The following is a 25816-nucleotide window of genomic DNA, read 5'->3' as shown; positions in this document are numbered from 1 at the left end:
TCTTCCTAAGATTTGATAACTACTTTAACTTTAATAATATAGATTTACATTAATTACCATTAGTTTAAGTGTTTTTTACATTCCAACATAACCCATAAAAAGAGAGCACTCCCTGTAAGTGCTCTCTCATAAAAAGTATCGATAAATGGATTTACAAAACGGATTCTTTCTAAAATGTTTTTAATGTTTACTTTCTATATACCAAAGCAAAAAACATTCATTAACGAGCATTTTGTATTACTTTTATTAGGTCATTTATATTTTCAACTTTCTGCTGAAACTGACTAAGTCTACTATGTAGTAATGAAGGATTTTTATCTTCTCTTGAAATAACTTGTTTTAATTCGTGTTCTAATTTATCATACGCATCAAAGAAATTATCAAATTCTACACTTGCAAGTTCTTCATTTTCACGATAAAATCTTTTAGCTTCTAAATAAGTTATATATGATTTATTTAAAAATCCTAATGAAATTAGATATTTAGAATTATTTTCTTGATAAATAGCAATATCACATGCTGTTTTAATATCAGAATAATTTTTTGAATGAATTGTTGTAATTCGTAAATATTATACTTTAGTTCATTATTCATTTAATTCCCTTCCATCCCATCTATTCTACAAAAATTTTCACTTTGATAAAAATAAGAATATATTATTGTTACTGTATCCACATTTATTAATTTTTTTCTTGTTCCGTAATAATAAATCTTGAAAGCAATTCAGTTAATGCTTCTACCTTTTCTTTCATCCTGTTGGATTGAATTGAAATTTCTTTGATTGAAACTGCTTGTGATTGAATTGATTGTACTGTTTGAATTGTTTCTCTTTCTACTTGTGTTGCAGTATCAGATACTAGTGAAAGAGACGCATTTACTTCTTCTGTGCCGGCAGACATCTCTTCTGTTGCTGCAGAAACTTCTTGAATTTGACTTGTAATTTTATCAATATCTCTCATAATAGATGAGAATGTTTGATCCGCTTTGTGGGCCGCTTCTTTTCCTTCTGCTGCCTTTTGTTCTCCTTTTTGCATGACTTGAACTGTATCTTGAGTATCTTGTTGAATAGATTTAATTAAATGGTTAATTTCATTTGCGGACTCTTTAGACTTTTCAGCTAAATCTCTCACTTCTGCTGCAACCACTGCAAATCCTTTCCCATTCTCTCCAGCACGTGCCGCTTCAATAGCAGCATTTAGAGCAAGAAGATTCGTTTGCTCAGCAATATTAGTGATTGCATCCAGGGCTGTATCAATCTGTTGTGTACGTGTAACAAGTCTATCTATTACTTTTGATGTTTCCTCGACAACATCATGAACACTATTCATTTGAATAATAGAGTGCTTTATCACTTCACTACCGGTATGTATTTGTTCTGTGGTTGTTACTGCTACTTCAGCAACTACTGCTGAAGATTCAGCTACTGTTTGCACACCAATTGTTATTTCTTCCATTGAGGATGAACTCTCTTGAATGCTAGTTACCTGTCCTGCTATTTTTTCTTTTACTTCAGAAATGGTCTGAACAACCTCATTTGAAATATTAGATGCTCGCTTTGTGTCTTGTAAAACCCCCTCCGTAGAAGAAATCACCTCTTGTGTTGTCACCTTAACATTCGCAATTAATTGTTGTAGGTTATCTAACATACTATTGAAAGACTGTACAATAATTCCTAACTCATTATTTGCTTTATAAGACGTACGTATTGTTAAATCACCTGCAGCTACTTTTTCCATATCATTTTGTAATAAAATAAGCGGTTTTCGTATAGTAAATTTAATAATATATCCAATAAATATAACTATGACAATTGCTAAAATTGATATAACCACAAACATTATCATTGTATTTTGAGCACTATTATTATTAACTTTCTGTAACTGGTTTGCATTGTTGCTGTTATATATAATTAGTTCACGAATTGACTGAATTGTTTTTTGCATATTAGGTTCAATTTCTTTTAGATAATAGGCATACGCTTCCTCATTATTAGATTTCCCTAATTCTTGTGCTTTTTTCATCAGAGTTCTTAATTCATTAAACGCTTCATGAAATTTGCTATATAGTTCTTTTTCTTTATTAGAAATAACTTTAGTTTCAAACTGCTTTAATAACTGATCGTTTTCCTTTCGAATTCCATCCATTTCTTTTATTAAATCGTTCATTCTTTTTTCATCTTTGGACACCATTATTTCCATAAAATTCATATTAACATGATAAAAGTTAGATTCTACATTTCCTATCCATTCAATTGGCAATAAGCTGTCCTCATACATATTAGAGGAAGCATTCTTTCCTTTTTCTAGTCCCGAAAAACCTATTAGGGATAATACTATACAAGCGATACTTGATATAGCTATTAATATGTTTAGTTTTGTACCAACCCTACTGTTTCTTAATAATTTCAATTAAAACTCTCCATTCTTATATATAATTCAATTGATATATTGTATAATAATAATCTAGAATATACGATATTTATTTTTAAAATATAAAAAAATGTATAATTCTTAAAAATAATAAATATCGAATTTTTCAAGAAGTATATTCTATTGACTCGATAACTATATATTATTTAATTAATACTCCCCTAGATTTTATAGCGTTTGGCTAATCTAACCCTTCGTTTTATGTGTAATTAAAAAGACACCTTAATTTAAGGTGTCTTTTAATTTATTAAACAGCAAGAAAATAGCAAAATAATCATTTTCTATCTTTTTGATATCTGTTTCATGGTTATCTTTCTTGTATTATGTGACATTGGTAATGAATAGAAATATAAAAACTATTGAGTGACAAAGGTAGCCTTTCAACACTTTGAGCGTAACTTCGGGGTGTACCCTCCTAAAGGTCCAACGCTTGGACGTTCTCTTGGTACGATTGATATTTTACGCAGGAACCGAATGGTACGGTTTTCGCACTCTATTTTCTCCCCACCACCTCCTATATCAAGTTATCAAAGAACTTCATATAGCTAGTAAAAAAGTTATGCACATAATCAAAAAAAGACAAACTCTCCAAGATGAAAAGTTTGTCCAAAACCGTGCCCCCTTTGGTTCAACACTATAAAATTCAGTTCCGACAAGAATCTTTCTTTTTTCATATCCCACGATTTTTGCATCAATACTAACAATAGTGGATTAGAATAGTGACTTAATACTTGCTAGTACAGTAAGTATACCTATTATAATGACAAATACATTGCTCATCTTACCTCTATATTTAGCTAGTACAGGCACTTTACGAATTGCATACATTGGTAATAGACATAAGATAGCAGCAACTAGCGGACCGCTAAGGGCATCAATGATTCCAAGAATACTCGGATTTGTATAAGCAACATACCAACATGTTAATACAACAAAAGTAAGAATCATTGTCTTAACTGTTTTTTCTCCTATATCTTTCCCACGTTTTTTACCGGACTTGATAATCATGTCACGCATTACCTCATACGCTCCTATATAATGGCCAAGGAAAGACTTTGTAATAGCCACAAATGCAATCATAGGAGCTGCAATAGTGATTACTGGCGAATTAAGCTCATTAGCAAGGTATGATAGGATTGACAAGTTCTGTTCTTTTGCCACCTTAAGATCATCTGGAGTCAAACTTAAAGTACTGCTCCAAACAAAGAACATAACAACAGCGAATGTCATGATATAACAAACTTTTTGTATTTGAGCACACTTGGCATCAGTAGCGTCTATTCCATAACTAGCTCTCTGCTTCACAACAAATGATGAAATCATAGGCGAATGATTAAACGAAAATACGATAATTGGAAGTATCATCCATATAATTCCTAAATATCCTGTTCCTGTTGAGGCAGTAGAAACACTTGAAAAACTAAGCATTGACGTATTCCACTGTGGAATCAAAGATATTGCGATAAAAAGTAGAGAAGCTATAAAAGGATACACTAGCATGCTCATGATCTTTACAGTTATATCTTGACCAAAATTTAGTATACCGATAAGACCGAGTACTAAGACAAGCGATAAAATGGCCCTTGGAGGCTCCGGCATGTGCAATTGATGCACGATAAAACTACTAGCGGTATTTGTAAGTGCGACCGAGTACATCAGCACGATCGTATAAATGGAGACAAAATATACAATGTTAAAAATGATACTTGCCTTATTTCCAAAATACTCTCTTATAGTACCTGTAATCCCCTCATCGGCAGAGTTCGAAGCGTAAATCATTTTAGCGAGCGCTCTATGTGAATAATACATAACAGGATAGGCAAGTATGGTAATTAACAGCAATGATAATAAACCACCTGAACCTGCATTAATCGGTAAAAAAAGTACCCCTGCTCCAATTGCTGTTCCAAAAAGGCTCAATGCCCAGGTAGTATCCTGTTTATGCCACTTTTTATGGTCTAGATAATTCTCATTTTGTACTGCAGTATTATCAGCTTGAAATTCTATGTTTTTTGCAGTATTCCCATTCATATAATAATTCCTCCTTATGTCCTATTCTCAATTCTCTATTTAAGGTATAGGAATATAGACCGTTCTTGAAAAATGAATTGCTTATATAGTGCACCTCAACGAATATCCCTCTTCTAAATTAATCAAAATCAAAAAGTTAGCGAAGCATCAACCTGAAGGTTTTTTTACCACTTACAAAATATTTTAATTATATAGTAGTATATTTTATTGATAATTCCCCCAACATACAGACATCCTTAGGCGAACTATAGAGTACATATTGTTAAACATTTCACAATATACTCGATAGCTGTTTATTGATTTGATTGTTTCTCCCCAAAGATTTTATTTTTAATGGCAATCCCTGTAGGTGTAGCCGCAATTCCGCCTAAACCTGTCTCTCTTAACTCACGGGGCATCTGTCTTCCAACCCTATACATTGCTTCAATAACTTCGTCAGCATTGATGATATTGTTTACGCCGGCTAATGCGATGTCTGCTGCTGCTAAAGCATTTGTCGCTCCAATGGCGTTTCTCTTTACACAAGGAATTTCTACCAAACCAGCGACCGGATCACAAACTAAACCGAGTAAATTTTGTAATGCGGTCGAAAAAGCTTCAGAAGATTGCTGTGGCGTTCCACTCGCAGCTTCTACAGCAGCTGCAGCCGCCATCGCTGAGGCACTTCCTACTTCAGCTTGACATCCTCCGTACGCCCCTGAAATACAAGCGTTGTTTGCGACTATCGTTCCAAATAACGCTGAAGTGAATAGAAAATGAATCATATCTTCATGACTTAACTGCAATGTATCTTTAATACTAAATAAGACTCCCGGAATCGTCCCACTCGCACCCGCTGTTGGAGTCGCACAAATAGCTCCTAATGCAGCATTTACTTCATTAACACCGATAGCACTTTGAATCCCTAACACCATCAAATCTCCAGAAAGAGTTTTCCTATTTTCTCGATAGTTTTTAATTTTTACAGCATCCCCTCCGGTTAAACCGGTTGGAGAAAATACACCGTCGCCTTCGATACTTTTATTTATTGCATGTTGCATAGTCGCTAAATTTCTTTCCATTTTACTCCAAACTTCTTCATAAGAAGTTTTAGTTTGTTTGATTTCCTGTTCGATTGCTAATTTATAAATTGGCTTTTTGCTTTTATTAGCTGCATCCACAATCTCTTTTATAGACATATACATATTTTTCACTCCTTAATGTAACTAAAGAATAATAAGGTTAGCAATATTGCTTAAATCTCCTAATTCCTTCTGAACATTACCAGGCAATATCGAATCCAAAGCGAATGCATACAAATATTTTGTTTTATCTTCCAAACTATGAAAGCTGTTAATTTCCACATCATATTGTTTAAAGATCCTGCGTAAAACAAATTCAAAGTCAGCTCTTTCCGAAATCGCAATAACAACTGGCAATGGCCCCTGCAGATCTAAGCTAAATCCATCAATTTCAACATGTTTGACTTCAATCAACCCACCACCGACCGAAATACCCATCACTCTAATACTTCGACTTTCATCCTCTACATATACATCTGCCGTATTTGGATGACCAGCAGGACTATTACCCAATTTTTCAATAAAGGTAATGTCAATTCCCTTAGACTCTGCTATTTTAATAGCATCTGGCACTTTGCTGTCATCAGCAGCAAAGCCTAATATACCAGCAATAATTGCAAAATCAGTTCCGTGACCTTTATGGGTTTCAGCAAATGATTCATAATACTTTACCACAACTTTTTTGGGAAGACCTTGAAATAATTTATTAGCAACTGTTCCAATAGCCAAAGCACCTGCAGTATGTGAACTTGAAGGGCCTATCATTATGGGCCCAATCACATCAAAACAACTTTTGTATTTAACAATCTTTTTTTCTTTAATAGATGCTACATTCATGTTCATATAAGCACCCCCATAATTCATTATTTTTAGCTGTAGTTGAATCTAAGTTATTAGAATGATCGATTCAAAACAAGTTTCATTTGATAGCGCTTTCTTTATTGAGTTGAATAAACTTCCCTTCTAATCCACTCCCCTCCGTATAGTAATCATGTCAGTATGTCCAATTTTAGAAAATTACTGGCAAGGTCTTTAAGAATTTTTAAACCCTAAACGAGATTTGATATTTTCTCTAGAGGTAATAAATTGTGTCTCGACGCCCTCATTATAACTTGTATATTTATGAGTTTAATCTTTTTTTATTTTTAGAAAGATTGAATAGACAGAATTTTGAATGGGTAATAAATTACACTTAGTATGTAGCAATTGTGTCCTTTGTTTGAAGCTGTATTAGTTAGTAAAAAAGCAAAAATAACACAGAGTTCCTTTCATAAACACATTGATTATATTGAAAAATCATTATAAAGATACTTATATTGTCCTTTGTTTGAACATCTTATTTTGGACGGGAAACCTGTTGCAATAAATAATTCATTCAGATGAAAAGGAATACATTAATGAAATTTAAAATCACTTACGCATATTAATTATACAATTTTTATAAATATTAATTATCAGAAAAAACGAACTTCTTATTCAAATCTTAACATAAAGGATACGTTCCAAATAACAATGGAGATTCTGCCTGTCCATTAGCAATAAAGTTGAACGCCTCCATAAAAATAACCTGATATGGCTTCTCTTTCTTTGCAAGTACTATAAGATTCCCACCAGTTAAGTTACTATAACGATACTCTAGATATCGTGCTGAACCCTCTATTGCTTCAGCTTTTGTTTCTCCAATCAATTGTGGCCATTTTTTATAGCGATAGTTACGTACAATTGTCCAATCATATAATGCCTGATTAACATTTTCTGTGTTCTTATCAATCATTGCTTTATCTAATAGCTTAAATTCTAATCCCATTAGCGCGTAATTCTCTTTATTTATCGGATATTCGTGAATAGACTCTCCACCATTTGAATCATATATCCAATCTTTTGGTTTATAAACATGAAAAGCCTCATGTAATAAAAAAGACGAAAATTTTATGCATTGTTGACTATTGATAATGTACGTTTAGACACAATTTGGACGCATTTTAAGGTGTTAGGTGCACGCTAAGGCTATTTTTCTGCTAAATATGGACTATTTGGCACTGAAAAGTCGATGTTTATAAAGGTACACTTTATGACATAACTGAAAATCGAGCTTTTTTCATTTCAAAAATAAAACTTAATAATATTTAAAACGTGTCAATGCAATTGTATATGTTTTGAAATATACATTTCAAAAGCAACTCAAAACCCTTATTTATCAGGATTTTTCATGCTATGTTTTTCTTATTCCCCCTTTTCGAGGCGATGGGCAAAAACACCCACAAAATAAAAAAGAACCGGGCAATCTATGCCCAGTCCTTTTTTATTAGATTTCTGAATTTAATTATTTTATTTTACATCTTCTTTAGGAGTTGCTGGTTCTGCATCTTTTGGAATTTCATTTTTATTAATTTCTTTATGTGTAATATTTCCGCTTTTATCTGCAACAACATGTAATTTTTCATCTGTTTTTACATCTTCTGCACCTCCTGCACCTCCGCTAATAATCCTGTACTTAAAATTGTCCCTGCTAATAATGTTTTAATCATTTTTCATTACCTCCTGTTTATTTGTAATATTCATCAAAAAAGTATCTAGAGTTAATGTTTTAGTCATTATCTTTATCTACTTGCTTTTTGATTACATTTAGCATAAGACAAGAATCTATAGTTGATATGGACTGTATCTGGAGATTATGTAAAGAAAAATGGATAATCAGTTGCATATCCTAATGGGTATTTAGACAAGATTGAAACTTTATATGAGTTTGATAATTGAGTTACCTTTTGTTTTTGAACGTGAGGTTTATTTACCTACATACAGTAGACGCATAGATTATTTTTTTAATAGACTTCCAAGTTTGTCCGCATCAGCATCTAACAAATGAGTCCAAGTAATTATTGCTGTCAACATAATAAAAAGAGTCCCGATTAATACGGACTCTTTTTTGAGTTTTTACAAAAGTAAACTTTTAAATACATAATTACATTTCTATTATTTATTTTACCACTTGTACAGATGCTGGTTTCCACCCCTGATTCTCTATCCAATCAATATTAACCTTATATTTTTTATTACTTTGCTTATCTCGTACATTACCGTAGGCTTTATTATTACCATTATTTCCAATAAAATCGAAAATCAATTGGCTCTCTGGAACATCAACAGCATAAGAGATTGCTTTTTTCATCTCACTCCAATCTACTGTTCCTTCTTTAAATTTCATTTCAGGTTTTGCTCCTTGCTCTGTACCAATTGGCTTCCATGAAGGATTAGTTTGAAGATCCTTTTCTTGAGATACCGTTTTTTCTTCCTCTTTATTTTCATTTCCGTTCGTTTTTACCAATTTTTCTACTTTTTGTTTCCCTTCTAACTGTGCTGCTTCTTTATCTTCGCTTTTCTTTTCTTCTATCTTTGCTATTTCTTTATCTTCAGTTTTCTTCTCTTCTATCTTTGCTGTTTCTTTATCTTCGGTTTTCTTCTCTTCTATCTTTGCTGTCTCTTTATCTTCAGTTTTCTTCTCTTCTATCTTTGCTGTTTCTTTATCTTCAGTTTTCTTCTCTTCTATCTTTGTTACTTTCTTTTCTTGAGCAATTGCTTTCGTTGATGTATTAGAAGGGGTAAACAATTGGTATGTCACTATACCAACTGTCACTAATACCAAAGTAAATGCAATATTAAAAATTGCCTTTTGACGACGATTCTGTTGTTTTTCCTGAAATCTGCTTACTTGTCCCATTCTTCAAACCTCCGTGTTTACTTTCTCCTCTACTCTTTATGTATTATCCCTAAAATTCTTAATATTTTTATTAAACAATAGAAATAAACTACACTTTCCATACAGGATTTCATATCATAATAAAATTTGTGTTTTTTCAAGCATCTGACATATGTTATTCAAAATAGTTTAATACATTAAAAATTGATAAGCTTCTGCACTTAAGAAACCTTCAATTTTATTCAAAGGTGATTCCAATTACGTCCACATTAGATCTCCTGTAGAAAGCTTTTTAACAATTAAGCCTCTTCTTCCCTTATTTATAATTTTTAAATTAAATTTCCCTCTATAGTATAATAAAGATGTTTCGTTTTCTAATGGGGTATGTCGTAAAATCAAAAGAGATTTTATCTCTTTCACCTTCTTTTCAGAGTAAATTTCACCACTAGGAAATTCTATTATTCCTAATGTAATCTTTAATTCGCTCTCCTCAAAAGTCCACTCTTTATTAAGTTCTCTTATCCTTTGTATAAAGCTTCTTTTGGTTTGTCCTATATAGAGCAATGTTACATTCTTAGCATATACTCTAGAGATTGCAAATAGCCCCTTCTTAGAAGCTTCTTCCCTATTATAAAAGTCATTTATACTATACATGCCATACCACTTAATATGTACTGTTTCTATGAATCTCACCTCATTTTTAGACAATATTATAATTTCTGAATGTTCGAATTATTATGGGTACATATGCTTGATTACTTGAATTATAAATTGTGCTTTTCAATAATACATTTTATTATTACTAATTTCAATAATGAAGAAAAAATACAATATTATAGTTTAATTACAAAGCTGTATAAAAAACAAAGTGATATCGTGCCACATATTTTCTTTTTTTACAATATCAAACTATCGCGAACAAAATTTAGAAAGTTATGGAATAAAAATAGAGATGTTTTTGCAACTCATTGATTTTTTACCAAACACGTATAAAAACCAATAATATGAAAATAAACGACTGGCTAAAAGTTTACTTTCAATAAAATAAAAAAAGAACCTGCAAATTTGCAGATTCTCCTGATAATGATTTATATAAGTAAGACTCGAAAATATAATACAATGATTCAAAAATAAGTTCAAGTAAATCCAAAGAACCCGCTGGAGTTCAGGTTCTTTCAGAAGTGATGATGTTTTCTCGGATTTGCAAAGTGAGAAAATACAAGAATATAATACATCGAGATTTAGAGAATTTCAATACTTAAATTAGAGGTTATTTTAATATGATGTAACATTAGCATTTTGAAGGAATAGCAATGAATACCTTATACATTTCCAGTCTACATAACGCTTTATTATCAGTAGAAAGAAAAAGTAAATCCCTACTTTCACAAGAAATCCGTCTTTTTACTCTATTCATTTTTGATACATTCCCATCCACGGTTTTAGGATTCTCTTTTGTACTGTGTTAGCCGAAAAATTTTATAAATCATAATTCGTTTTTCCTCCACCTGTTTCACCCTTTCTACACCCTAGTTTTACAAAATAAGAGGTCATCAAAACTTATATTTATTACTTTCTGTTATCTCCTCTCTCTTGTTCTATGCATAGTCTATTTGAATTTTTATTAGCTACTAAAAAAATTTACAGGACGATTAAAAAAAGCCAAGTGCATTACACTCGGCTTTATGGTCGATTAAACATTTTTACTTCAGACGTATTAAACTGATGTAGATAGTCTTTAGTAGAAGTATAGCCTGAATTCATGAGTGTTTTCTTTTCTTCTTCTGTGATATCGAAATTAAATGACGGCGTAAAGAATGTATTGATAAATACAGTGCGGGCAGCATCTTCTTTGGTTGTTTTTCCACTCTCATGACCTTTGATCATCGTTTGAGACAAATTCCATGCAAAATGAATAAGAGAATGGCCAATATGATGTTCTGTTGAAGTTGCGATATGTTTTAACATGGCAACCTCGGCCTGGGATTCTAAACGGAAACCTAGTGTTTCTTTGTTGTAGACAATTTCATCTGTAGGATCAAAGAAAGATGCATTGTATTTCGTGTGTAAGCTACTTAGTGTAGAATGATCCTCCATATTGCTTATCAATTTATTAACCTCGTCAATCGTATCTGTGGTCGTGAAGTGTTCTTCCTTATTCACAAAACTTTTCCGATCAAATAAACGAATTGGGTAGTTATCGAGTACACCTCCGTCTACATAATAATCTTTATCCCATTCCACAGATTTAAAAAAGAATGGGATGGACATCGAAATCCGCACAGCAACTACTAACGGGACATCAGGTGTCGTTTCGCGAGAAAACGTACGAAGCTCGTGTGTAGAAACGTTCGTTCCTTGGAAAAACACGTCTTTTCCTGTTTTGTCATACAACTGCTGAAAAGTTGTGTCCTTACTCCCTGTCCACTTTTCAACAATCTTTCCTACCCACTCAGTGAAGAAATCCCCTTTATAGATACCAAAACCATCAAAAAATAAACGAATGTTATCTTGTACAATCGAAAAATCATCATCTTTAAACGCTTTGAAATTCATGTCTTTGTGGATTTTTACAAGATCTGCGAATGGAATAGAAAGACCTAAAAGTAATGCAGTAATCGCTCCTGCTGAAGTACCCCCAAATCGTTGTATTTCTGGTAAAATCCCTTCTTCATTTAGTGCACGGATGGCACCTATATAAGCGCTTCCCTTTACCCCGCCACCTTCAAATACTAAGTTACGAAATGGATATGCCATTATATACCTCCAATAGAGAAATTTTCGATCTGTTATAGTATCGGAATTATATTGAAATATATTCCAAATCTTATTGAAAAGGTTTCATGTCCTCCGATACGTATGGCCAAATTATCTTTATTCAATGGATGAATTGTTTGAAAGAGAAGGAATTTGCTTGGAATGGTAATTTAGTAAGATAGGAAACAGGAAGCGGAGCGCATCTTTGGATACACTGACTAATATCCCCTTTTGAAATTGTATATAACGTAACTTCTTTTCCAATGCATCCTCCTAGTAAAATCACGAGTAAGAAATCAAGGAACACCCTACATTTCATAAAGTCCTCACTCTCTTTAACATGCAATCCAGTAAAATATTTTTTTCAAATACGTAGAAATATGGTTTAACCAGTAATCAATGATCAGGTCTTCTTACCTTAAGTAAACCTAAATCTATTTGTCTCCATACAGAAAGAGATAAATAGTTTTGTTCCTATTCATGAAATAGTACAATATATGCAAAATTACATATCTAATTAATTGCTTTTAATGTTATATTTTAATAGCGATGAATGCTATTATTTCATAAGTTGTCAACAAGCGTTATGTATGTATGAGAAAAAGGAAGGAGCCAAATAGGCCCCTTCCTTTTTCTACTAATTAACTAAATTACTCTCTGGTAAAAATTTAAATAGTAATGCTCATTTACAGGCGTCTCATTATGCATTAAACATGCTAACTTTGCTTGCTGTCGGAAAAATTAAAAACGATAGCATTAAGTTATTAAGAGACAAAAATTCATCAACACGAAGACAGATTTGTCTTGGCTAGATAAATTTGGTGATAAATACAGGAAGTAACTCTTACGATTCAATGATTCTTTTTCCTGCCTTCTACCCTTGCCACTTCTGTTTCATGACTTGTAAATAGAGATCTTCAAACTCGTTAAAATGGACGCGAAAAACACCTAATGTATCGATATAAGCAGAAATCACATCTTTTTCATTAAAATGGATACCTTCCTGTGCTAAGTCATAGCTATCATTAAGGCTGTATAAATCAAAATATTCTTCTTCCCAATACAGGCCTCTATTTACTAGTAATCGAGTAGAGCAAGTAATAGCTTGTTTAATATTCCATTTCTGAGCTACTAACTTTTCATTTAAGACTGAAAGAAGGATGTTTACCGAGGGGTTTTCATCAACTATGCGGCTATATGACAGTAAAGCCGATTCTATATATATCAGCTTTGCTTTAGACATTAAAGATATCTCCATAATTTCATATGGCGGGTGATCATTTGCTTCAATCAAACTATCGCACCATGAAATAACCTCCTCTCTATTCCAAAGTCCGCAGCCTAGTCCTAATGCATACAAGTGGGCTAAAGTTTGATAAGATTTCAATATGGTTCACCTTCAATTTAACTGTATAGTGGTATTGCATTCATTTTGGAAATAATCACGCTTAGTAATAAATATAATAAGCTGCCCAAACGGACAGCTTATTTGCATTAAAAACGCTACACATGAACTTTTGCTTTTTTTCGACGCACAAGCCACCAAACTAAAGATAGCAGTACTAGGGGAAACGGAAATATCTGAATAAACAAAAATACTTCCCAAAAATCGTGTATCGTACTACCAGGGGAATCTGTTGCCATCCCGCCAATAAAAAAAGACAATGGAATGACAAGTATATTTATACCTAAGCTAATCATTAGGAATGATAGATTCTTCTTCCAGATTACTGGTAATGCAGCCGCGATTAATAAAACCAATGCAGTACCCAGTATAAGAAACAGTGCTCCAAATAAAAATACAAAGTATAAAATAGCATTGATTAAAGGTTCCACAATAGCCCTCCTAAGGATTCATTCTATAGAAACACTCATGTTATTTAGAAAGTCAGGATGCTATACCTCTTAGTTGTCTTTCAATTTCTTCATCGCTATAGTCTTCATTTATCTGCTTAGAATACTTAATCTACTTGCTTATATTCTGGACTGCGTTAGGACATATGTTTCTCTTGTACAACCAGCTGGCAAGAAACCCACACTTATCCCTGCTAATACGGTACCTTTAAAGGCTCTGTTCATATTCATTTGCCCCTTTTATCTTTTCGTATTTTTTCTCCATCCATAGACAGTCCATTATGAACGTTTTCATTATAAGTATTGTCTGCTGTTACTGTTTTACTTTCCTTACTATCTGTTTCGGCCCTGATTCTTCTCATTTACCGTTTCAGTATTACGCTTCAATCCGCATTATCATCACATAAAAAGGACATACCTATTCATATATACTCCTTTATTATTTTATATTGAAATAAATAATGGTTCAAAGTTATTTTGTGAAAATTATACAAAAATTAATAATTCATCGATTACCCAACAATAGATAATATGGATAAAGAAAAAATACTAGAGAATATCACATTGTAGTAGTCTCTAGTATCTTTTCATAGTATTTTAGCGGCTATGCAATACGGAGGGATAAAAAAGGACCTCTTACGGAAAGATAAGAGGTCATCAATAAGATAAAAATGTTGTATTTGAAACACGCGAGTTTCTAATTCACATCATAACACAATATATTCATATATTCAATATATACATTTAAGATAAGGAATATTACATCCTTGAAGATTACGGTAAACCAGGAGATAGTGCTGAAAATGAACCTACTTTGCGCAACATTTTCCAAAAAAAGTATGCGGATGTCGCACCTGCTAAGACATTTTGAATAATCTTTGCAGCTGCTACATCAACGGGTAATTTATTGTATTTCCAATCTAGAGAATCAATTGTACAATCCCATACTTTTAAAACTAGTGAAATAGATCTTTTTAATTACATACTTAATTTATTTTTTAATGTCCAATATTTTTCTCCATTAGCTTCAAAAGAGAATTCTACCCATCCATTCGGATCTTCACGATAAATAAAGATGGTTGTTCCAGGAGTTACTGTACCAACTTTATTCTCCTCGACAGCTACATCTGGTCTACTTTTAATTTTTAAATTAAATGGATAAGGTACCTGATAGTAAGTAGCTGATGATACAACATTTGAGCTTGAACCGTCTGCATACATTTTATATGGAATTTCATTAGATAACGCGTCGACATCTAATGTTTCAGGATTCTTTGGTAATTTTTTTGCATATGTATAGTCTTCTACACGAAACGGTTTAATACGTTCCATAATACCCGCAATTTTCTTAGCCCAGCCTTTATCTGATGCATATTTCACGTTCATGCCAGTTAATGTTGACCCGTTATAATACATACCACTTTCTTCTAAATATCTTTCTCGTACATAATTAGCATTATAAGCAATACTATCGCCGTAGCTTGGTAAATATTTCGCATATTTAAACGGATCTCCATCATATGCACGTAGACCGAATAAATTATGTTTTTGATATGCGATTTCTGATTTTCCGTATCCAGATTCTAAAATCGCATGCGCTGCTAAATAATGAGCACTCACGCCATATTGATTTTGCGCATTGATAAAATCTTGTCCATGTCCAACTAAGGGACTATCTGAATGATATTTTGCAATAAAACTATCAATCTCTTGAGCTGTAATTTTCGAAGCCACTGTTAAATTTAAATCTTCATATGAGGTAGCAGTAATAACCTCTTTTTCATCGTTTAAATTTTGTTGTAACATATCTGTTTTTGCAGTAAGTTGAGCAGCTTCAGCACGTGTTATAAATCTATTTGGTTGCCAACCGTTCTCGGTACCATTAGAAATTTTTAAATCTATTAAAATATTGGCATGTTTTTCTCCCCAATGCCCTTTTAAATCTTCAAATCTAACCTGCTCGTTATGATTTGCTGTGCTTTGTAGTTTATATGCATTTACTAGCATGGTAGCCATAGCAGCACGAGTTACTTTTCCGGATGGATTAAAGATTCCATTCCCTTCACCTTTAACAATACCAGCTTTTTCAGCAGCAGCAATATAAGGAGTAGCCCAGTGGTTTTGTGAATCTGTAAAAGATGGTTTTGCATTAGGATCAATTTTTATACCTAAAACTTTTGTCATAATTTTTGTAGCCGAAGCTCTGTCTAAAGAGTCATTTGAACCAAAAGTTCCATCTGGATAACCATTTAATACCTGTTTATCAACTAAATAGTTAACTGATTTATCAGCCCATGTAGGAACATCAGGGAATTTATGAGTATCTGCTAAAATATTAGAAGAATAGGATAATATAGCTCCTGCAAGGATACCTGTTGCAATTAATTTGTGCTTCATTAAAATAAACACCTCTACCATTGTATTTATCAAATTGAGATTTTCTATTTTTATATTTACATGTTTGTAATAATAATAAAATCGTATTATCACGCATTCAATTTGATGTAACGAGTATAGTTACTTATATACACAAGTGTCAATGAATTTCTTTTACAAAAATACATAATATTTACATGATTTTATAATTGACTTATGTATAAATTTTGTAAAGGACCTTTTGATAGATTTTACCTGAAGAAATCTCTTTAGTTGTTAATTTGCCAATCTTTCTCGTTTACTATTAATCAATTAAAAAAAGAATTTTTTGTTTGAAAATCTTAAGTTGATGGATGTGTGAACGTACCGCTACTAAAATTCTTGCTTTTAATTTATTATTACTGTATTATATTTACGTATCAATATAAGGATTATGGTATATAAAAAGGAATCAAATCTATAAGTAAGATTTAAATCCTTTTCCAATTCAAAAAGATTTTGCCAAAATCTAATATAATTTATGCTTATCTTTTTAGTATGTATCTAGTAAAAACATATTTTTTATCCATAGAATTCTGTTTTCAATGATATGAATTAGTGTTCTAAACAAGGAATCCTACAAAGTGATCTGAAAAACCTGAGAGATATTGTATGTAGTTTGCTCATCTCCAGGTACTACAATAAAGAGCCTTACCTCTCTAGGCAAGACTCTACTAGTTTAGTTGTATACTATTTACATGATAACTAAGAAACAGAAAACATATAACACCAAATAACAGCACCCTATTACTCCTCCTACAGCTAATACCTGTTTAACCCAACTCTTAAATTTTTGATTACTGTAAATCGCTTGCACTCTTTCCATATTTCCTCCTATTAAAGAGAACCCTTAAAGACTCTCACCTCGCTATAGTACCATTAAAAAATGAATAATAGAGATCTAATGTATAAATATGCAATATTGCATACGGAAATGTATTGTTATTATTGTAAGCGCTTACTATAATAAGGTTATAAAGATTTATTACATTTTAATACGAAAAAGAGGAGAGAATAATATGGAAATCGCAATGGCAGTTTTAAAATTTATAGGTGGAGCAATCCCATTAATTCAAGAACTTCTAAAAGCATTTATGTAAATTCACTATTTAGCAATTATTTATAAAAATTATCATACAAATGATCTGTATATCAAAAATGAATTGGCTTACAGATCATTTGCGTGATCAAGGTCCCTTTAACATGGCTAAGGGGCCTTTTTAAAATTTTTAAATAATTAAGGTTACGTCACATCACCCTCAAGTTAGCAAAATAAAATGAAACTTTAACTTGATGGTGATGGGGTAACAGTTGTGATTTAGAGATAAGATCAGATTATACAAAGTTTTGCACGTCAGCGATACCGGAAATAAACTTCGCCTTTAGTAGCAAGAATCTCCAATAAAGATAGTCAACTTACCTATTTAGGAATAGGAGTGTCAATTTAAATGATGCGTTCCAAGGCACTACTCTTCTTCTAAAATAGCGTAATAATATTCATCCCACCATTCATTCCCATGTGGTATACACTTCCTGAAATAGCCTTCTCTTCTCATTCCAATCTTCTCCATTACTCGATATGATGGGGTATTTTGTGGCTGACATGTAGCTATAATCCTATGTAATTTCATTTCCTTAAAGCCATATTTCAATGTAGCTTGTGCTGCTTCAGAAGCATATCCTTTATTGAAATATTTAGGATTGAACACCCAGCCAATCTCATATGTATGCTCACCAAAATATTTATGAAAAACTATATGACCAATCAGAATATCTTTATCAATTAATACTACAGGAAAGTTTTTAGCGTTTTCACCAATGTTTTCATTCACAAAGTTTCTTGTATTTTCTTCAGTAAAAACCCCTTCAGGTATGTATTTCATAACATTGATATCTGATGTATACTCATGAACAGCTTGCCAATCTTTGAACTCAAATTTTCGTATTAATAATCTTTCTGTTTTTATAAACATTTACTTTTCCCCCCTCAAAAAATTGCAACTATATTTAAACTCCACTTTTAAGGTGAAAATACGGGCCAAACAAACTATCTTACAGCTTGACTTTAGAAACTTTAGGGATAATGCTTTGACAAATATATTATATAACAAATATTAACATCCACGGGATTTGTTTTTGAAAATTATGTTAATTAAGACAGAAAGTAGTTTTTTCTTAGATATTATTGTTAATAACTGATGGTATCATTATATTTCATTCTGCAACTTATTTAGAAAAGCTATGTACATTTCGAAGAAGTTCTTCAATAAGTTTTGTTTTTTCATTTACCTTTGTGGCATATGTGAAATCACCATAACAATATGGATACCTAAAATTATTTTTATTTCCACCACAAGTATACATCGCTGGATTTTGATCAACTTTCATCTTAGAAAATTTTTTGGCCGAATCCTCCGAGTGTTGTTTAACTTCTTGACTAGCAATAAAATCAATATACCCTGGGCCCATATTATAACTTTGAATAATTGTATCCATGCTAACATCCTTGTCCGTTCCATATTTGTACATTTTAGCAAAGTGCTTTACCCCCTGTTCAATGCTCAAGCTTGTCTCTTGAATTTCATTTGGCTTTAATCCAAGTGATTCAGATGACTGCATAGGATCGTTTCCCTCACCTCTACTCTCTTGATACATAATTCCTAATAAAATTGGTGTTTTCTCTCCTAAATTATATTTTTCTAATTCTTTTTTTAAGGTAGACTCATATTGCAATACACGTTTTTCGGTGGCTTGCGCTTTATTTTGTTGAATATTGGTTTTATGATTAAAATATAGCATTCCAAGTATTGTTCCTAAGCCTAAAATACTAATAAGGAACACTTTTATAATTTGTTTTTTACTTGTATCCTTCATATATTCCTCCTCGTATAAGAAATTCAATTTTTCAAAGGTAATTGGTTATATACAAACTATGTAATGAACATCTATCTCCCGCCCTTTTTAGACTCATATATCAATACTTTAAGGTTTCAAGTTTAATATAAAAATTTAAAGATAAGGTAAAGATAAGATAAAGATAAAATAAAGGGTATTTTTAGCGTACTTTAAAAGATATTGCTACAAAGGGATATATGGGACAACTTGTTGATATGAATGGATTTAGTGATAATTGAAAGGTTATTGTACAAGTTATTAATTATGGAGACATCATTCCAGAAGATTTAATCCATCTTTTCAATATGCTTTATATAAAAACCACAACATAACATATAATAAAAAACGGCGAACCCTCCACCTAGGAGAATCCACCATCACAAATAACTGATTATTTCACACCTAGTTTTTTTGCTTTCTTAGGGATCCCGTCTTCCAGCACTTCCTCTCAAGCTGTTACACCTGGAATATGATGTGATTGCATTTGAAACAGGGCTTTGGGAAGCAGCAGCTGTTCAGCAAAATTTTGATAACTCAACCGCTACAGAAGCGATGAAACAATCCTTATACTCTGTATGGAAAACTGAGGAACTTGAACAATTATTTACCTATATGAAAGAACAAAAAGAAAAAGGAAAGCCACTCACATTAGCTGGTTTTGATATGAATTTGTTTTATAAATCTTCATTCCGCTCTTATGCAAAAGAATGGTTGCAAAAAGTAAATCCTGAAGTAAAGAGTGAATTTGATACAGCAGTGTCAGAGTTGATTGAACAGGATAGGTATTACAATAAAAATAAAACATATTTCAAAAATGATATTAGACTTTACGAAGATGCAGCAATACAATTATGTTGGCCCAAATATGATGGATTATCTTCCACAGCGTATCAAAGACCAAATGGACACAATTGGTGTATTTGCGTATAGTGGCAGCAGTTGGGATGATGTTAATGAAGATGTTATTCCTGTACATAATGAACATGAAGAACCAAGCGTTGAAAAAATCATCAGCCCGGTAGGAAGTCCCCATGTTTTCGTTAACTTAAAAGGAGAAAGTAACCGACCAGAAACTTCATGGATGTTTACTCCTACTGCAGCAAGTTATTGGGGAAATAAATTAAAAGAAGAAATCATGATTCCGACAGAACAATATGATGGCATTCTCTGGTTAGAAAAAATATCACCTTCTGTACTGAAGTGAAAAATAAGAGCCTCCAATAAAGTAATGGAGGCTCTTTTCAATTAAGTTAGAATTTGAGGCAAAGACGCTAAGAAAGTCTTTATACTGCTTAATGTTTATTTGTACTCTATAACCATTATTTTGAACAATTTACCATTCCCCTTCAACTTGTACATATGGTCCTATAATCAATTTCCGCCTTTACAAAGAGTCCTGCGGTGTTCATCATGATAAACAGTTAACAAGAATAGCGAAGCAACGGCCTTGGAAATATGAAAATCCGCAAGGACTCGGAAACAATATATTTGGAATGTCTAATAATTCAATTTCATGAAAAGAATGACGGAATCTCGCAGCAATTGCAAATGCCATCACATCCACTCCCAGCTATACGTAAAGCACAATTAGTATATCAATAAGATCTATGTTTCGTGCAGAAATCCCCTTTTTCTCCCCAGACTTATCTACAAGAATAAAAAAGGAAACACAAGATATGTTCCCTTTTCACTATTTGTTTTCTACAATTTTAATTCCAATGTTTCTAGATGCAGAATAGATCCGATCCCTGGCAGGTAGACATCTTCCTCCTTCAGCAGGGATAAGGAAATTTCCGTTTCTACTAGTGACGGAAGATTGCGCACGCCAAATAATAATACTTTTCCCCCTATTGCCCAAATGACGCGGGGTATGCATGGAAATCGTAAGGTTGTTTATGTATGTAATTGTTCCTGTTCTTAAACATTTTAGGGTATCTATTTTTATTATATTTTGCTTTTTTAGTATCTCTTATTTTTATTGTTTGATTGTTATGACTGGCACTTGCTCGGTTTCGGAAATTTCACTGTAACCATAATAAAGTAGAAAAAACAATAAAATAATTGTCCAAATAAATATAAACACTTTGTAACTATACTTCATATGAAAAACCTCATTTTCCCTATATAAGTGAATGTACATACATCCTATAAATCCAATCACATAAATTATTGGATATTTAAGTAATAGAGAATCATTAAGTATTAGAAATTGTTATTCATAAACATATCCAAGAAATCTTCAAAAAATATCATCTAGGTATTTTAACATTTCATAAAAATGCACAGATAATATTTTTACGTTTAGCTAAGTAATGCTTATTATGTAATAAATCCATATCTTTATTTCACCTTAATGTTTATATGTACAAGAGTCTGTGTAGTAACTAGGCTGTACTTTAAATATGTACTAATTTTTGTGTGGGAAAGGAAGCACATTTTATTTAAAGTTGTTACTTTAAACCCTTTAATTAGTTGGTAGTCTTCTTCATTCAGACAGAAAGGAAATTTAAAGTGTGCACGTATTTTCAACTCAGACTCTTTACTACACACACTCCTATACACATAAAACACCTATAGATTTTGTAATGTTTCAGAAATATAAAGAAACAATACCGAAACATTTATAATATTAAGTAACAAATTCGTAATGTAAATGTAACATAACACATTTAATCGTACAATACTTTTTTAGCTAATTATCAACAAAGTTCTGTTAATATCGTTCAAATTTAATAATGTTGCCATAGAGGATTACATATTGTTTGTGAAATGATTTTTCAAAATATAACGAAACATACCATGACGGAGGAATATTAATTCCATTTAAGAATAAATGGATTGATATCTTTCTAGCTTTTATGTCCCAATCATGGTGTAGAGCGGATTATGATTATCCAATAAATGTAGGTGATCATACACAAGCTAAACCTTCTAAATAATTACTGCAACTAAAAAAAACAAGTAATTATACTTGTTTTTTTAGTTTACTTTCCAATATCGAAACAGTTTTATGTGCTTTCTTTTCCTGTCTACATTTTTGGATGCATATCTTATTAAAGATAGCCTCTATTTTCTTATGATTCTAGTGAAGTAATTAATTGCTGACGTTCTTTATCTCTATAAATTTTCATTTCATGTTTAAACTCGTAATTTTCTACTTCAAATCTAGCCCATTCCTTACTTGTCCAATATATTACATCTACATTTTCTCTTAAGATTGCAGAACAAACATCCACTAATTCATCTTCGTAAAATGGAGCTTCTTTTGCTAATTCAAAAGCAAGCACTTTTGGATCCTTAGTTTTAATTTGAAGTTCCCTAGAAGTTTGCCCTAAATACTGCCATGGCGATGGTATTGATTGAACCTGGGCATCTCCCCTATCTTGAAACTGTGATGGAGAATCATTTATTGAAGCATATGTAGGTTTACTTACTCCTATTGCTGTTCCTAAAACAATAGAACCAATAATAAGTTTTTTAATCATTTTTTCAGCCCCTTTAATAATTTTGAATATGCTTCATTTTTATACCACGTTCATGGTCATGTAAATGAAGATAATTTGACATAATTCTACATTTTCCTCGAAAAATGCATATTAATTACGCATCTTAAATTTACTAAAAACAAAATTGTTGGTTAAGGTAAACTTTCCTGTCGTAAGTATACACTTTTTGTATAAAAATTAGTTTTTAAAATATTTGCATACTTATTGATAAAGCTTCCTGCCATCCCTTATTCGAAGCCAATTTATCTCTACCTACTCACTTCGCATTCCTTGAAGAAGGAACCTTCTTGACTAAAATGATAAAAAAGTTGGGGATTTCCCCAACTTTTTTATACGTTTATTATCTAATTAATCCTGTAGATGTAGCCCGATACGCTCCTCTATTTCCAATATATTCCTGTTTTCCATTCTCAAGGTTAGTTAAAGTCGTGCGTGTTTTTTCCTTTGCTGCTTCCCCTTCTATATGAGTAAATTCTATATAATCTCCCTCTTTTACAGGTACTGTTTGGATTTCAGCATTTTGTTGTCTATTTCCCATAATTTCCTTATTGTACATAACGCTACTAGATGAGTTCTAGACTTTAATACTTGCATATGTGCTATTATGCGGTACACCAGCTTCTAACATTAGCTATTAGCTTTAAAACTTAGATATATTTAATATTTTTTTCACTACTATTATTAATCAAATTATAGTATTTTGTATTAAAATCGTATGATTTAGGACTAAACATAGTGTGAAAATTTCATAAATATGTAGTTTTAGATATTTATGATGAAAGATGCACTAAATAACTTAATTGATCACACTATTTGACTCAGAATTGTTTACCAGAAAAACGTTATGTAAACTTTCTATTTGTCAATTAGACAAAATAGTTTATTTGCTGGTACCTTATCATTAGCTAGAAAGAGCCTACTAAAAAAACGTAGATTCCTCTAACGTTAACACCTGCCCAATCCCAGCGTTGTTTACAAGGATATCAAATGTAGTATCACCTATATATTTTTGAAGAGATTGACCATCATTGCATACAATTTATTAATGTCATTAAAAGTACTTAAGTTTGCACTAATCGCAAACGCGGAACCGCCATCTTGTTTAATTTGATCCACTACACTTTCTGCTTCTTCTTTTCTTTTACTATAGTGAACAACGACTAACGCACCAGCCTGTGCCAAATGTAAGGCAATACTTCGGCCTATCCCTCTACTAGCCCCTGTTACCAATGCAATTTTCCCCTTCAATTTATTCATCTCATCATCCCCTTGTTTAAAAAATTCTACTTAGTTATATCACAAGATACCCTTTGAAATGTTGCTCACTAATTTGATATCCATAAAACCAAAAGGCCCACTCATAATTATAAGAGTCCGCCTTTTTACTTCACATATTGCATCCCTAACTGTTATGTACTTTGTATTAAGTATAATAAAGAATCTAGATGGTATTATAGGTAAGCTTAAACTAAAGTCAATTCATATACATTTTGCTTAGAGTTTCTGCATTTAAACAGTTCGTTTAGGCTTCTATGCATATATTCAATAAAATTTCAGCAATGCCTGTATTTTTCATCATTAATATTTTTGTTTCTTAGGCATGAGCATACTTTGAAAAATCCTAAAAACTAGTCGATAATCTTTTAGAATCTAACTTTCCTATAATACTCTTTGCTATTTCTTCAATATTTTCATTTAGAAAGAAATGATTACCTTCAAAAGAATGAAAAGTACACGTTTTACTTGTGTATCGTTCCCATTTTATTACTTGATCATATGTAGTAAATTCATCATTTTCCCCATTAAATATAAGAAAATCAATATCACATGGTTGTGTATTTTTGTCATGAATATACGTCTCAACGATTTTAAAATCTGCTCTTAGAATAGGGAGAAAGATCTCCATTAATTCTTCTGATTGCAGTACCCCAGATGGTGTACCTCCCATTGCAATAACTTCTCTTTTAAATTGCTCATTAGAAAGATTATGTCGGATATTTTTTATTTTACTATTTGGATGATTTCTACCGGACAAAACAAGAAATTTAGGCGATACGTTTTTAGAATCTTTTATTTTTCTGGCTACTTCATAGGCGATCAAACTTCCCATGCTATGCCCGAATAGAATGTAGGGCGAATCATCTATCTGCATAACTATTTTATTGTAGACATCATTTACTGCCTCTTCCATACTTTGGTACAAGTTTTCTTCAATTCTATATCCTCTACCAGCTAACTCTACCGGGACTACCTCAATATATGGATTAAAGTGATTTTTCCATTTTGCGTAACTAAAAGCAGATCCCCCAGCATGTGGAAAGCAAAAAAGTTTAGTCTTCTGCATTGATTTTCTCCTTACTTTCAAATTTGTATATATTTTGGAAAATTGCATAAATGTCTTTAATTATTATCTCTTGCGGAAATTCATCCCTTGTTGCACAAGCAGATAACTTATAATTTGGATCAATGTTATATTGTTTAAAGTAAAAGTTTTTAGGTATATTCTTGTATGAAATTAAAGTTCGTGACTCTTTTTTTATAGAGAATGAATTTAACGGGATATAAAGCCCTTTTCCAATCGTTTTTATATAGCTTTCTTTTAATGTCCATAAATCAAAAAAACAATTAATTTGTTCATCAGAATTCATATTAGATATATCATAAAATTCATCCGCTGAAAAAAATTCTTTTGCTAATTTAAGAGCCTCTATCTCTGAAATCTTTTCTATATCAATACCCACATTAAAATTAGCAGTAGTACAAACCACCCATTCTCCTGAATGTGACAGATTAAAATGAAAGTCAGAAAAATTTTCAACAAAAGGTTTTCCATACTCATTATATTTAAATCTAATTTCTTCATTATTAATTTTATACTTTTGGCAGATTAGAGATCGGATTAGTAAATCCCCTATCAGGGTCCTATTAACGTCGCATGAGTTTAATAAACGCTTTATTCGTTCTTTCTTCTCATTTGAAACCAAGTTACTAAGTTGCTTAAACAAATGACTTTCAATATTCTTTGGTATTTTCACAGCTTGAATGTGTATGATAAATCACTTCCTTTTTTAAAAGATGGCTTCATATATGTGCGTTACATAAATTCAAATTAACTTTATTAAATTGCAAATACAATAGAAAAGGTGCATATTTACATATCAATGAAAATAT

The 25816-nt window shown here is 31.9% G+C and carries 18 protein-coding genes and 7 pseudogenes; 4 read left to right on the top strand and 21 right to left on the bottom strand.

Translation table 11 applies throughout. From position 1 onward, the window contains the following. Positions 1–220: 220 nt before the first annotated feature. From DN399_RS11985 to DN399_RS11920, 11 genes and pseudogenes are all read right to left on the bottom strand, one after another. Positions 221–594: pseudogene (locus tag DN399_RS11985) on the bottom strand (hypothetical protein). Between the two features lie 86 nt (positions 595–680). Further along, positions 681–2408, bottom strand: coding sequence for a methyl-accepting chemotaxis protein (locus DN399_RS11980; protein WP_149149600.1), 1728 nt, complete (start codon positions 2406–2408; stop codon positions 681–683). Positions 2409–3140: 732 nt separating this feature from the next. Further along, the gene (locus DN399_RS11970; RefSeq protein ID WP_149149598.1) at positions 3141–4460 is read right to left on the bottom strand and encodes an aromatic amino acid transport family protein; all 1320 of its coding nucleotides are present in this window, start codon (positions 4458–4460) and stop codon (positions 3141–3143) included. 293 nt (positions 4461–4753) lie between these two features. Then, a complete protein-coding gene (sdaAA, locus tag DN399_RS11965) occupies positions 4754–5644 on the bottom strand; it encodes an L-serine ammonia-lyase, iron-sulfur-dependent, subunit alpha (protein ID WP_149149597.1) in 891 nt (296 codons plus the stop codon). Between the two features lie 21 nt (positions 5645–5665). Continuing rightward, positions 5666–6364, bottom strand: coding sequence for an L-serine ammonia-lyase, iron-sulfur-dependent subunit beta (sdaAB, locus tag DN399_RS11960; RefSeq protein WP_149149596.1), 699 nt, complete (start codon positions 6362–6364; stop codon positions 5666–5668). 670 nt (positions 6365–7034) lie between these two features. After that, positions 7035–7448, bottom strand: a pseudogene (locus DN399_RS11955) (hypothetical protein); the annotation flags it as partial. A gap of 1050 nt (positions 7449–8498) precedes the next feature. Continuing rightward, a complete protein-coding gene (locus tag DN399_RS11950) occupies positions 8499–9239 on the bottom strand; it encodes a YrrS family protein (protein WP_149149595.1) in 741 nt (246 codons plus the stop codon). A 237-nt stretch (positions 9240–9476) separates the two neighbouring features. Further along, entirely contained in the window at positions 9477–9911 is a 435-nt protein-coding gene (locus DN399_RS11945; protein ID WP_025709602.1) for a hypothetical protein, read from the bottom strand. A gap of 990 nt (positions 9912–10901) precedes the next feature. Continuing rightward, positions 10902–11975, bottom strand: a complete 1074-nt coding sequence (locus DN399_RS11940; protein WP_000331135.1) for a patatin-like phospholipase family protein — start codon at positions 11973–11975, stop codon at positions 10902–10904. A gap of 874 nt (positions 11976–12849) precedes the next feature. Continuing rightward, entirely contained in the window at positions 12850–13362 is a 513-nt protein-coding gene (locus DN399_RS11925; RefSeq protein ID WP_149149593.1) for a protein kinase, read from the bottom strand. Between the two features lie 116 nt (positions 13363–13478). After that, a complete protein-coding gene (locus DN399_RS11920; protein ID WP_006920377.1) occupies positions 13479–13811 on the bottom strand; it encodes a hypothetical protein in 333 nt (110 codons plus the stop codon). Positions 13812–14589: 778 nt separating this feature from the next. Here DN399_RS11920 and DN399_RS28740 point away from each other — a divergent pair. Further along, positions 14590–14682 (top strand): annotated as a pseudogene (locus tag DN399_RS28740) (peptidase M56); the annotation flags it as partial. On the opposite strand, the pseudogene DN399_RS11910 reads toward DN399_RS28740, so the two are convergent. Continuing rightward, positions 14670–14783: pseudogene (locus tag DN399_RS11910) on the bottom strand (polysaccharide deacetylase); the annotation flags it as partial. The pseudogenes DN399_RS28740 and DN399_RS11910 sit on opposite strands and share 13 nt — an antisense overlap. 24 nt (positions 14784–14807) lie before the next feature. Further along, the gene (locus DN399_RS11905) at positions 14808–16226 is read right to left on the bottom strand and encodes an S-layer homology domain-containing protein (RefSeq protein ID WP_000680975.1); all 1419 of its coding nucleotides are present in this window, start codon (positions 16224–16226) and stop codon (positions 14808–14810) included. A 932-nt stretch (positions 16227–17158) separates the two neighbouring features. On the opposite strand from DN399_RS11905, the gene DN399_RS11900 reads away from it, so the two are divergent. After that, positions 17159–17344 carry a hypothetical protein gene (locus DN399_RS11900; RefSeq protein ID WP_001987408.1) on the top strand — a complete coding sequence of 62 codons (186 nt, stop codon included), beginning with the start codon at positions 17159–17161 and terminating at the stop codon, positions 17342–17344. A gap of 366 nt (positions 17345–17710) precedes the next feature. Here DN399_RS11900 and DN399_RS11895 read toward each other — a convergent pair whose 3' ends face one another. After that, positions 17711–18217 (bottom strand): GNAT family N-acetyltransferase, encoded by a 507-nt coding sequence (locus tag DN399_RS11895; RefSeq protein ID WP_000470146.1) that lies wholly within the window; start codon positions 18215–18217, stop codon positions 17711–17713. Between the two features lie 253 nt (positions 18218–18470). Further along, positions 18471–19118, bottom strand: coding sequence for a lysozyme family protein (locus tag DN399_RS11890; protein WP_000655733.1), 648 nt, complete (start codon positions 19116–19118; stop codon positions 18471–18473). A gap of 468 nt (positions 19119–19586) precedes the next feature. Between DN399_RS11890 and DN399_RS28735 the strand changes: the two are divergent. Further along, positions 19587–20343, top strand: a pseudogene (locus DN399_RS28735) (erythromycin esterase family protein); the annotation flags it as partial. Between the two features lie 204 nt (positions 20344–20547). On the opposite strand, the gene DN399_RS28065 reads toward DN399_RS28735, so the two are convergent. Beyond that, positions 20548–20694 (bottom strand): hypothetical protein, encoded by a 147-nt coding sequence (locus tag DN399_RS28065; RefSeq protein WP_006929300.1) that lies wholly within the window; start codon positions 20692–20694, stop codon positions 20548–20550. A gap of 1255 nt (positions 20695–21949) precedes the next feature. Here DN399_RS28065 and DN399_RS11875 point away from each other — a divergent pair. Beyond that, entirely contained in the window at positions 21950–22078 is a 129-nt protein-coding gene (locus DN399_RS11875) for a hypothetical protein (RefSeq protein ID WP_149150115.1), read from the top strand. A 135-nt stretch (positions 22079–22213) separates the two neighbouring features. On the opposite strand, the gene DN399_RS11870 is transcribed toward DN399_RS11875, so the two are convergent. From DN399_RS11870 to DN399_RS11850, 5 genes and pseudogenes are all read right to left on the bottom strand, one after another. Further along, positions 22214–22624: a hypothetical protein gene (locus DN399_RS11870; RefSeq protein ID WP_049107779.1), complete on the bottom strand. Its 411-nt coding sequence runs from the start codon at positions 22622–22624 to the stop codon at positions 22214–22216. A gap of 361 nt (positions 22625–22985) precedes the next feature. After that, a pseudogene (locus tag DN399_RS11865) lies at positions 22986–23276 on the bottom strand (putative mucin/carbohydrate-binding domain-containing protein); the annotation flags it as partial. 297 nt (positions 23277–23573) lie between these two features. Next, positions 23574–23902 (bottom strand): annotated as a pseudogene (locus DN399_RS28365) (SDR family NAD(P)-dependent oxidoreductase); the annotation flags it as partial. A 364-nt stretch (positions 23903–24266) separates the two neighbouring features. Further along, positions 24267–24989, bottom strand: coding sequence for a thioesterase II family protein (locus tag DN399_RS11855; protein WP_149149591.1), 723 nt, complete (start codon positions 24987–24989; stop codon positions 24267–24269). Then, positions 24976–25680 (bottom strand): 4'-phosphopantetheinyl transferase family protein, encoded by a 705-nt coding sequence (locus tag DN399_RS11850; protein ID WP_149149590.1) that lies wholly within the window; start codon positions 25678–25680, stop codon positions 24976–24978. The genes DN399_RS11855 and DN399_RS11850 overlap by 14 nt, the downstream gene beginning before the upstream one ends. Between the last annotated feature and the right edge of the window lie 136 nt (positions 25681–25816).

It is taken from the genome of Bacillus sp. AR4-2, from assembly GCF_008274865.1.
Taxonomy (GTDB): Bacteria; Bacillota; Bacilli; order Bacillales; family Bacillaceae_G; genus Bacillus_A; species Bacillus_A cereus.
Note: the sequence above shows the minus strand (reverse complement) of the source record. Positions and strands in the feature narration are given on the sequence as shown.